This is a genomic window from Dactylosporangium siamense (assembly GCF_016862795.1).
Taxonomy (GTDB): domain Bacteria; phylum Actinomycetota; class Actinomycetes; order Mycobacteriales; family Micromonosporaceae; genus Dactylosporangium; species Dactylosporangium siamense.
In genome coordinates, this window is record NZ_BONQ01000009.1 from 1 (window position 1) to 3297 (window position 3297).

Annotated in this window: 5 protein-coding genes; 1 reads left to right on the plus strand and 4 read right to left on the minus strand. The window is 72.8% G+C overall.

Annotated features, from left to right (window positions below; genetic code table 11):
• The 4 genes from Dsi01nite_RS01420 to Dsi01nite_RS01435 form a co-directional block, all read right to left on the minus strand.
• On the minus strand, positions 1–601 hold a 601-nt coding region (locus Dsi01nite_RS01420), incomplete at its 3' end, for a hypothetical protein (protein ID WP_203844134.1).
• A 50-nt stretch (positions 602–651) separates the two neighbouring features.
• Positions 652–855 (minus strand): hypothetical protein, encoded by a 204-nt coding sequence (locus tag Dsi01nite_RS01425; RefSeq protein WP_203844135.1) that lies wholly within the window; start codon positions 853–855, stop codon positions 652–654.
• Between the two features lie 433 nt (positions 856–1288).
• Positions 1289–1813 carry a hypothetical protein gene (locus Dsi01nite_RS01430; protein WP_203844136.1) on the minus strand — a complete coding sequence of 175 codons (525 nt, stop codon included), beginning with the start codon at positions 1811–1813 and terminating at the stop codon, positions 1289–1291.
• A 54-nt stretch (positions 1814–1867) separates the two neighbouring features.
• Entirely contained in the window at positions 1868–2353 is a 486-nt protein-coding gene (locus tag Dsi01nite_RS01435) for a MarR family winged helix-turn-helix transcriptional regulator (protein ID WP_203844137.1), read from the minus strand.
• Between the two features lie 63 nt (positions 2354–2416).
• Here Dsi01nite_RS01435 and Dsi01nite_RS01440 point away from each other — a divergent pair, with 63 nt between their 5' ends.
• Complete coding sequence (locus tag Dsi01nite_RS01440; protein ID WP_203844138.1) at positions 2417–3100, plus strand: DUF4386 domain-containing protein; 684 nt, start codon at positions 2417–2419, stop codon at positions 3098–3100.
• The last annotated feature ends 197 nt before the right edge of the window (positions 3101–3297 follow it).

The window sequence follows — 3297 nt, forward strand, 5'->3', positions numbered from 1 at the left end:
CACCCTGGGCACCCGTCTCGCCCTTCTCGCCCTGCGCACCCTGAGCGCCGGCGGCGCCGGTCTCACCCTGGGCACCCTGCGCGCCCTGGGCACCAGCGGCGCCCGTCTCGCCCTTCGCGCCGGTCGCACCGGCCGCACCGGCCGCACCGGTCTCGCCCTTCGCGCCGGTCGCGCCCTGGGCGCCGGCGGCACCCGTCGCGCCAGCGGCGCCCGTGGCACCCGTCGCGCCGGTCGCACCCGTGGCGCCGGTGGCACCCGTCGCGCCCTTCGCGCCGGCGGCACCGGCGGGGCCGGTGGCGCCCGGCAGGCCCCGGGCGCCGGTCGCGCCCTGAGGTCCGGTCGCACCCGTGGCACCGGTGGCACCCGTCGCGCCCTTCGCGCCGGCCTGGTTCCACTGGACCATCTGCTCGCTGTTCCTGCACCGGGTGCCCGACTGGTAGTCGATGACCCGCAGCGCGCTGGTGTTCTTGTCGCGGCAGCCGGTGATGACGCCGGTGTTGCTGGCCGGAATGGCACCGAAAGCGGCGCTGCCGACACCGACGAGCACGGCCGCGGCGGTCGCACCGATGGCGGCGATCTTCTGCTTCTTCGAGCGGAACACGCAGTTCTCCTAAATCTGGGCGGTACGTATGTCGGTGGCGACTTGCGTTGCTATTTGCTGGTGACGACGACGCGTTCGGACGGCTTCAACTGCTCGGGATTCGGCGGCGGCTGCAACTCGCTGCGGCTGGCCGGCCGGGAGACGACTCCGGCGTCGGCGGCCGGCGTGCGATGCGCCGCGGCCAGGTAGATCACGGCGGCCAGGGCCACTGCGGCAACCGCGGCGCCGATACTCATCGCTGCTTTCTTCAGCACGGAAGACCCCCGGTTTCCGCCGTGGCACGGCATGCTTGAGAAACCCCCGAATGGTCGAGGGCAAAGAAAGGGAACGGCTTTTACGTCAGCGATGTGTTGCTACGCCTGAGGGCGCGTAAATACGCACACCGGTTCTCCCGCGGTAGTCACCTGAGACGGGTCCGGTTTCGCCACTGGCTCCCCACCGGACCGATTGGCGACCAAGGACGCCCGGTGGATCATCGCTTTCCCCGCCAGCCTGAATGGCTGGTCCACTTAAGGTAGCCGCCGGGGTGCGGTGAGGTTGTCAGCAACCGAGTAGCACCCTGGCGGCCCGGTCGGATGACACCCGCCGCCACACCGTACCGGCGCGGTTACGGAATGTGGCTGGATCTGGGCGTACCACCGCAAAACGCCATGCAGTGGGCGCACAGCCCGCCCACAGCGGCCCGGGTCAGCCGGCGTCGGGGCGCAGCGGTTTCGCCGCCTCCTGCAGCAGGGCGAGGCGGGTCGAGCCCAGGGCGACCGCGGCGATGGCGAGCCGCCACACCACGATGCCGAACTCGGTCGTGGTGACGTGGCCGGTGCCGAAGCGCCCGTTGACGCTCTCCAGGCCCGGGAAGCTGACGACCAGGGCGATCACGGCCGCGGCGGCGGTCGCCGGGGGCAGCCACCGGCGGCGGGTCCGCTCGAACGCCACCCACGCACCGAGCGCGACCAGGACCGTGCCGACGATGAGGATCATGGCCACGGTCAGCGAGACGGGCCGGTGACCGTCGAGCCGGCTCGCACCGTAGATGCCCCAGCCGGTCCACTCGACGCCGCCGCGCAGGAGCAGCACCTCACCGGACTCGGCGACACCGGTGTTGTCCTCGCTGGCCCAGGGCATGCTCATCGCGAGCACCGCACCCAGGGCGCCGACGAGCGCCACGACACGGGCTCCCAAGCCTGCCGAGGTGAAGTCCTGCGGTGCGGTCATGGTCGTAGACCGTAGTGGATGCACCGGGTGCGCGGTCCAGTCAGGGCGCCCGGGTCAGCGCTTGCGCCGCCCGCCGAGCTGACGGTAACCGGGGTGCACACCCGGCGTGAGCCCCTGCTGGTCGGCGATGCGCTGGAGGAGCCCGGCGAGCTGCGCGCGCTCCTGCGGGTCGAGGGCGGCGCAGAGATCGTCGTCGTGGGCGCGGGCCAGCTGCCGCATCTCCATCAGCACCTGCCGGCCGTCGTCGGTGAGATGCAGCGCGTGATGCCGCCGATCGGTCGCGCCCTGCCGCCGCTCGACCAGACCCTTGTGATCGAGCGTGTCGAGGATGGCCACGACCCGGCTCGGCACCACGCCCATGTCCGCCGCGACCGACTGCTGGCTGCGCCCGGGCGCCCCGGCGATCATGCGCAGCAGCCCCACCTCCGGCGGCGTCAGGCCGAGCTCCTCGACGCGGTCGGCGAACCGGCCGGCCGCGTGCGCACCGACCTGCGCGATCAGGAACGCCGCGCCCTGCGGGGGTTGCCCAGCACCACTCACAGCGCTAGTGTACTGAATAATTCACTCAAGTGAACCATTCATCCGACTGAAGGGATACATCCGATGGTCACGCAGACCACCGCGCCCCGTACCGCGCAGGGTGGCCCACCGCTCGGTGTCCTCGGCGTCGTCGTCACCGCCCTGTTCGTCGCCGGTCTCGTGCTCGGCACGGCGCTCGCCGGCGGCACGCCGTTCCCGTCACCGTTCGGTGAGGCGGGCCCGATCGTCGCGTACTTCCAGGACCACACCCTGGCGGTGCGCGTCGGCGGCGCGTTCCAGTTCGCCGCCGCCATCCCCCTCGCCATCTACGCCGCCACCGCCTCCTCCCGGCTGCACCACCTCGGCATCCGCGCCCCGGGCGCCACCATCGCCCTCGCCGGCGGCCTGCTCGCCGCCACCTTCCTGGCCACCTCCGGCCTGATCAGCTGGACCCTGTCCGAGCCCGGCGCCCGCGACTTCATCCGCCCCCTGCAACTGCTCGCCTTCGCCGCTGGCGGCCCCGGCCACGTGGTGCCGCTCGGCCTGCTCCTGGCCGGGATCGCCGTGCCGGGCCTGCTCGCCGGCCTGCTGCCCCGCTGGCTCGCCTGGGCCGGCCTGGCCGTCGCCGCCGTCGCCGAGCTCGCGACCCTGAGCCTGCTGATCGAGGACGCCGCCTACCTGCTGCCGGTCGCCAGGTTCGCCGGTCTGGCCTGGCTGATCGCGGTGGGCTTCAAGCTGCCCCTGCACCGGCCCAGGCTGAACGCCTGACGTCGAGCCGCGGATGGATGGACCGGGCGGCTGGAGGACCGGTGCGCACCACGACCCAGGCCGCCGCGACCACGCTCGTCGGGCTGACCTTCCTGCGGCCCGGGACAGCTCGGTGACCACCACACCCGCCGACCCACCCAGCCCCCTGGACCGTCGCCACTCCCACAACCGTCGTCCGACGGCACCGCACAACCGCC